A 7,050-nucleotide genomic window follows, 5' to 3' on the forward strand; every position below is an offset into this window, starting at 1 on the left:
CAACCTTTAAATTAGAGGGTGAAGAATATGGCAAAAGGTACTGGGAAAGTATTAGCACAAAACAAAAAAGCCAGTCATGACTACTTCATTGAAGACACAATTGAAGCAGGCATGGTGCTAACAGGTACAGAAATAAAATCCATCCGTGCAGGAAGGGTCCAACTAAAAGAATCTTATGTACAAATTCGTAACGGTGAAGCATGGATCAGTAATATGCATATCAGCTCATTCGAACAAGGCAACCGCTTTAACCATGATCCACTGCGCGCCCGCAAGCTACTGCTTCATAAAAAGCAAATCGGCGAGCTAGTCGGTGCCGTTAAACGTGACGGCTACACAATTGTTCCATTAAAAATGTACATTAAGGATGGCTACGCCAAACTATTAATCGGTGTCGGCAAAGGGAAAAAGGACTACGATAAACGTAACGACATGCGCAAGAAAGAAGCCAAACGCGAAATGGAACGTACCTTTAAAGCGAAAAATCAATATTAATAGATTATTAGAAAGCTCACTATTTTCGGATGGTGAGCTTTTTGGTTTTGATAGCAGGGTAGGTCGGATAAAACTTGCAAAGCGACGGAAGGAAAGGCGGAATCGACGGATAGAACTTGTAAAGTGACGGAAAGAAAGGCGTGAGTGACGGAAAGAACCTGCAAAGCGACGGAAGGAAAGGCGGAATCGACGGAAAGAACTTGCAAAGCGACGGATGGAAAGGTGGGAATGACGGAAAGAACCTGCAAAGGGACGGAAAGAAAAGCGTGAGTGACGGAAAGAACCTGCAAAGCGACGGAAAGAAAGGCGTGAGTGACGGAAAGAACTTGCAAAGCGACGGAAGAAAGGCGTGAGTGACGGAAAGAACTTGCAAAACGACGGCAGAAAGGCAGGAATGACGGGAAGAACCTGCAAAGCGACGGAAGAAAGGCGTGAGTGACGGAAAGAGCTTGCAAAGTGACGGAAAGAAAGGCGTGAATGGCGGAAAGAACTTGCAAAGTGACGGAAAGAAAGGCAGGAATGACGGATAGAAAGGCGGGTTCGACGGAAAGAACCTGCAAAGCGACGGAAGAAAGGAGGGAATGACGGAAAGAACTTTCAAAGCGACAGATAGAAAGGCAAGACTGACGGATAGAATACTGCACCCGAGCAAGTTCTAAAGGAAGCCAATGATAAAATATAATGAAGAACTGACCGCATATAGGAGGAAATCAGATTCTTAAAATAAAACGAAAACTACCGTTTATGAACATCGAGCATATTTACTTCGCCGAAGACTGTCTTACTACGAACAATAGAAAAGTGCTAGTGTGCTACCATCAAACCAAGCAACCTGCGCAAAGGCTAAAAAGTCAAAAGACTCTGCAAATCATGCTACAGCAAGATGAAGAAACGCTATTAGCCACTTTATCAAAAATGAATCGCTATATGCTGCGCCGTGCCAAAAAAGAGCCCTATGAAGTCATCGTAAAAGATAATCCTTCTGACCAAGAGCTATTAGAATTCCAGCATTTTTACAACGCCTTTGCCAAAATGAAACATACAAATCGCGTCCGAAAATTTCATTTACAAACCTTACAGCTACTTCGCAATCAAGGCGCACTGGTATATACAAAGCTTCAAAACGACAAAGGTGAAGCGCTGTGTTATCGACTTTACATTGTCGATGAAGAAACGGCTTTTAATCTATATACAGGTACGGCTGTCTGGATAAAGGATAGACCTGATTTAAAACAGCAAATCCGCTTTGCCAATCGGTATTTAATTTGGGAAAATATCATGATGTTTCGAAGCAAAGGATATGCATGCTATGATTTCGGTGCAGTAACGAACAAGGAGGAAATTAATGAATTCAAGCTCGGCTTTGGCGGGCAAGAGGTAGAGGTCTATTATGGTTATCTCACAGATTCTAGATTAGGAAAGCTCATTTTGCTTTTAAGAGATTTGAAATGTAAGATGATGAAATAAGAAAATCATTGTGAGCAAGCCAATTTTTTCTACTATAGCGGGACACTTGAACTATAGCTAGATTTGCTTTATAATAAGTATTACTGAATGCCAGATTACATGGAAGCGTACGTTAAGCTTCCACCGTACTAGAAGAAATTCTAGCTCCTTTGCTTGAACGAGGCTACGTGCTTCGATTCATATTCAAGGGGACGTTACGGATTCGACAGGGATGGTTCAAGCTTTGGTCGCGCGTCGGAGGTCTCGGCTCCGTCATCAACGGAAGTTATATAATAACTGGCAAACAACAAAACTTAGCTTTCGCAGCGTAAGCTCTTAAGCGCTCTGCCTCTCTATCGCCCATGTAGAGAACGTAGGGCCCAACTTTAGTGGGATACGGTCGGTGGTGCCACCTGAGTCACCGACAAGAGATTTCCAGGTTAGCGTACAGGACGCCTGTTTGTCGGCATAATGTTACGTGAATCGTAAATAGGCAAACTACACGCGTAGAAGCTGAAGTATTGGAGTTTCTGGACGCGGGTTCGACTCCCGCCGTCTCCATACATAAAGTGGCTACAAACGTAGTCATATCAATGTGACGTAAAGCATAAATTTTCCGTTTGGAAAGTTTATGCTTTATTTCTTTTTAGGAAATTTTATGGTTAATTGCTGATTATATTTAAGAGTTAGAAGGTGAAGATTTGATTCCATACTTGTTTCACTTTTTTTAGCTTGGTATGTATTATATCCGAAGTAATGGACCAAGAATGATATTAGAGCATTTACTAATGATGGTATCACTATCTCCATAATCAGAAATCAATGTTATTAAAAACGTCAAAACCCCTTGCTGCAAGGGGTTTTCTTTTGTATGCCTTAGGAAAATTGTTACTTAACTAGAGACTCCAGCATAAAATCATGCATTACCATAGTATAGTAAATTAGTGATTTCCTACTTAAAATTCTTCAAATCTTACACTTGAATAGGTAATATATAGTATATAATTAAAATAATATATATAGGTAACAATAAATTACTAGACGATGATGATAATCTAGAAATTTTCGAGGAGTTAATTCCAATTGCTTGGGGGAACAGAGATAATGAAACAATATTTTAAAGTTATTGAAGTTATAAAAAATTTTGTATCTAATAAATCTGAAAGGTTTACGATTTTCCCTAACATTGATTCTATGGGGATAGAGGATATATTGCTGAATCTAAATGAGCTTTTTTCTAAAGAAGATGATGAAATAGAAAAAGAACATAAGAAAAAATTTAAGACCGATAATTATGAAAATGGTGTAAGATATTTTGCCATTGAATTAGTTCGTTCGCTACTTCCGCATCATAACGAATTAGAAAAATTAGAAAAAAAGCAGGGTTTTAAAGAATATAGCAAATTATTAAGTCAAAGACACATTGCTTATAGTCATTACCATTTGCACAATATTTATAATAATCATTTGGGAAATCTTGATATAATTATAAAAGATTCTTCTTACAAGAAAAATTTATATTTAGGCTTGGTAATGTTTTATAAAAAGTTTTATGGGAAATTTCATGATAATGAAGAAGCAATAAAACTATTATGTAATTATTATCCTGAAAACATTGATTTGTCTAATGAAAGAGAGGATATAGTGTATGCTCTTTTTAGACATATTACTAATGCTGGTATGCAAGGTGACAGTGGTTTTGCCTATAATGGGATTGGACTAATAAAGGAATATATAGGGAAGCTACCAATTGAAGTTATAAAATTAGTTTTAAACAAATATGAATTGTCTAACATTATTTACAATAAAGTATACAGATGTCAAATTTTCTATATTATAGAATATTCTTCGCTATCTATTGAAAAGAAAAAAATATATAAGTTCCATTACATAGATAGTCTAATGTTAGCAAATAAAATGAATTTAAATCTATATGAAAAGTATAAAGGGGAAAATTCACAGCCCTATATTCTATCTTTTCATGAAAATTTTTCGAAAACTCAAATAAATGTAATTAAGTACAATGAAACCAATAATGCTAGAGGTTATTGGACGAATCATATCTCAATAGAACGAAGTTTTATAGTAGATGAAAAGTCTGTTATCACTATTCGACTTAATCTAAGTATTGAAGCAGGACAAAAAGAACAAATATATATTACAGACAATAATAAACCGAGAAATAAAATACATTTCTTGTTTAAATATGTTGATTGGACATTAGATGTTATTCAGTCTAAAGAAACTGAGCAAAAACTTCTGAATTTTATTAGTAATAATGAACAATCAAAAATTACATATCGAAGTTTAACATTTTCATTGTTATATCTTAATAATTTTAGGGGAATGAATGATCAATTAATTGATTTTGATCATAAATTTAAATATTCCAATGTAACTAAAAAACTTGATAAATCATCGATAGATTCTGTTATTCCTCATTTTTATAGTGAAAATATTTATTCATTGACTTGTATAGTAGGGAAAAATGGGACAGGTAAAACTAGTACAGTAGATTTTCTAAAAGATACGTTCTTTAAACTAATTAACTTAATTAATAATTATAATCTTAGCTGTGAGAATGGCCATATTAAAGAAGTGAATTATAGTATATTAGATAAGGATTGCGAATTTTTAGTGGTATTTTGTTTAGGAGATGAACCTTATATTTTGACGAATATAGAAAACATTGAAAATGTTTCTGGTATATCCGTTAAGCCTTTCAATAAAAACGTATACACTAGTGAGAATGAGTTAAGTAAAGTTGCTTATTTCTCCAGTATGCTTAGTTCAAATTTAGAAGATATTTATATTAATAATGCTACAGGAGAAAACGAAAAAAGCCTAGCAAAATCTTTAAATAATTATAGACATATAGATTATTCAGAAGCAGTAAGTTTTATTGAAAAGAGAAAAAGGTTAGAGGAAACTAAAGAAAATTCTATTAATAGTAATCGAGGAAGTATTTCTAAAGAAGTATGCTATTATGTTTCTTTTTTACATCATTTAATTGAAAAAGATAAAATATATAATTATCTAGATTTTCTTGAAGAAAAAAAAGAGATAGTGATTAAAAGCAATTCATTGAGTGAACAAGAAAAGATACTCTTGGATAAAAAAATTCCAATTGAAAAAATGATAAATAAGGTGAAACCATTTATCACTGTACCTGATTCTATGTTTGGATATTTTTCATCTGGACAATATGCAAAGTTTTCGTTTCTAGTGAAGCTTTATTGGCTTTTAGAGGGGTATAGAAAATATAGTACAATATTCGAAAAAGAGTTAAGTGAATTCGAAGATGGAAAAATTACAAATGCTCTTCAAATAGATAATTTATTTAGTCGTGATGAAGCAATACTAGACGATGAAACAGCATTAATATTTATTGATGAGGGGGAGCTTTATTATCATCCCGAATGGCAGAGACTGTATATTAAAACATTGATTGATACTATTAGAGATACTGATAAAAGGTTTAAATTGCAAGTAGTTTTAACTACAAATTCACCATTTATAATTTCAGATATTCTTCGTGACGATATAATTTATTTATCAAAGGAAAATAAACTATCAGAACGTCCACTTGGACAAAATATTCATAAGTTGCTTATGAATAATTTTTTCATGTCATATACTATCGGAGAGTATAGTCGAACATTAATTGAGAATATAATAATCTGGCTGTCTAAGAAAGATGAAAAAGATGAAAATATAAATGTTAATGAACAAATAAATTATTATTTTGGTGAAGATACAGCATTAAAAAGCGAATATGATAAAATCTATAGCTTAATTAATGAGATTGGTGAACCAGTTTACCGAGAAAAATTATTATCTATGTTAGATAAATCAAAAATAGATAAAAAAACTAGATTAGAAAAGTTGTCAAGACAACTAGCTGAAATTGAACGTGAAATGAAAGAATTAAAGGAAAGCTAGGTGATAGAATCATGATTCAACTTGAATTATATTCGCAACAATTTGAAAATCTTTATTGGGAAACAGTTAATAAAAAAATAAAAACAGATGTTCAGATAGAGATTATTCATAGTTGCAAACTTTTTTTGCCAAAGGATTTTTTTTCAGGAAACGAAGATGAATTTTTTAAACAGTTAATTCTTGCACCATATAAAAAGTTGAAAGGTGCAATATTATATGTAAAACAACATACATCTAAAATTATGCAAAAAGAATGTTTTGATAATTTTGGCACAAAGGATTCGTCAATAAAAGGCGTTTATAAGGAAATATATAATGCATTTAAGAATGTTGCGAATTCACGAAAAGATAAAACAACAATGCGTGTCAGGATTGTTGAAAAAACTGGGCTTACAGTTTGTCCGTATTGTAACAGAGATTATATTAATTGTAGAGCAGAAGATGTTTCGGGAGCACAATTAGATCATTTTTTCTCACAATCCGATTTCCCCGTATTTGCAGTTAGTTTATATAATTTAATTCCGGTTTGCGGAAATTGTAATAGAATTAAAAGTGATCAATCTCTACCTTTTGTTTCTCCTTTTGATAACGAAATAAAATGGAATGAAGATTTAACTTTTACATATAATCTTCTAAGTACGAATCAAATAGAAGTTATTATTAATGTGGAAGGAGATTTAAAGAATAATATTAATTCAATGAGAATTGATAATGCATATAAAATTCATGAGCAAGAAGTCCAAGAATTAATAGAAAAAAAACAAATGTACAATAGTACTCAGAGGGAAGAATTCCAGAAGGTTTTTGAAGAAATTGGAGTGTCCGATGTAGAGTTAAGAAGGCTCATTTTCGGTCCGAAAATTACTATGGAAAGTATGAAAACAAAACCACTTGGAAAGATGTTGTATGACTTGCATAAAGAGTTAGGTGTATATGATTAAATATAATTGCGAATGTTATTTGGTTATTTATGGTAAATTCGGAATGAATCATAAAAGTTCCTTAAACTGAAAAGAGAAGCATAAAATTTCCGAATGTTGCAGAAAAGGTCACTTAATAGTATCGATTAAAATATAATTTTGTATAAAACAGGCTCAACACCAAAATCTGTTCTTGCTAAAAAAGAATACAAAAAAACATCTGTATCCGCTAGAGTTGAGAGTACGA

The 7,050-nt window shown here is 32.9% G+C and carries 5 protein-coding genes and 1 other RNA gene; 5 read left to right on the forward strand and 1 reads right to left on the reverse strand.

The window, feature by feature from the left end:
* The first annotated feature begins 27 nt into the window (after nt 1-27).
* A complete protein-coding gene (gene smpB / locus AC3WOM_RS13850) occupies nt 28-495 on the forward strand; it encodes an SsrA-binding protein SmpB (protein WP_492447288.1) in 468 nt (155 codons plus the stop codon).
* On the opposite strand, the gene AC3WOM_RS13855 is transcribed toward smpB, so the two are convergent.
* Nucleotides 492-1,139 carry a hypothetical protein gene (locus AC3WOM_RS13855; RefSeq protein ID WP_492447289.1) on the reverse strand — a complete coding sequence of 216 codons (648 nt, stop codon included), beginning with the start codon at nt 1,137-1,139 and terminating at the stop codon, nt 492-494. The genes smpB and AC3WOM_RS13855 overlap by 4 nt on opposite strands.
* 226 nt (nt 1,140-1,365) lie before the next feature.
* Here AC3WOM_RS13855 and AC3WOM_RS13860 point away from each other — a divergent pair, with 226 nt between their 5' ends.
* From AC3WOM_RS13860 to AC3WOM_RS13875, 4 genes are all read left to right on the forward strand, one after another.
* Nucleotides 1,366-1,962: a GNAT family N-acetyltransferase gene (locus AC3WOM_RS13860; RefSeq protein WP_492447290.1), complete on the forward strand. Its 597-nt coding sequence runs from the start codon at nt 1,366-1,368 to the stop codon at nt 1,960-1,962.
* Between the two features lie 187 nt (nt 1,963-2,149).
* Nucleotides 2,150-2,505, forward strand: a transfer-messenger RNA (tmRNA) gene (gene ssrA / locus AC3WOM_RS13865).
* Between the two features lie 540 nt (nt 2,506-3,045).
* Nucleotides 3,046-5,883, forward strand: coding sequence for a hypothetical protein (locus tag AC3WOM_RS13870; RefSeq protein WP_492447291.1), 2,838 nt, complete (start codon nt 3,046-3,048; stop codon nt 5,881-5,883).
* A gap of 11 nt (nt 5,884-5,894) precedes the next feature.
* Entirely contained in the window at nt 5,895-6,824 is a 930-nt protein-coding gene (locus AC3WOM_RS13875) for an HNH endonuclease family protein (RefSeq protein ID WP_492447292.1), read from the forward strand.
* Nucleotides 6,825-7,050 lie beyond the last annotated feature (226 nt).

The organism is Lysinibacillus sp. FW301-JW8 (genome assembly GCF_058788755.1).

Bases quoted from the DNA above. Each gene is read 5' to 3' on its own strand.
- smpB (WP_492447288.1), top strand. From the start codon at position 28: ATGGCAAAAGGTACTGGGAAAGTATTAGCACAAAACAAAAAAGCCAGT.
- AC3WOM_RS13860 (WP_492447290.1), top strand. From the start codon at position 1,366: ATGCTACAGCAAGATGAAGAAACGCTATTAGCCACTTTATCAAAAATG.
- AC3WOM_RS13870 (WP_492447291.1), top strand. From the start codon at position 3,046: ATGAAACAATATTTTAAAGTTATTGAAGTTATAAAAAATTTTGTATCT.
- AC3WOM_RS13875 (WP_492447292.1), top strand. From the start codon at position 5,895: ATGATTCAACTTGAATTATATTCGCAACAATTTGAAAATCTTTATTGG.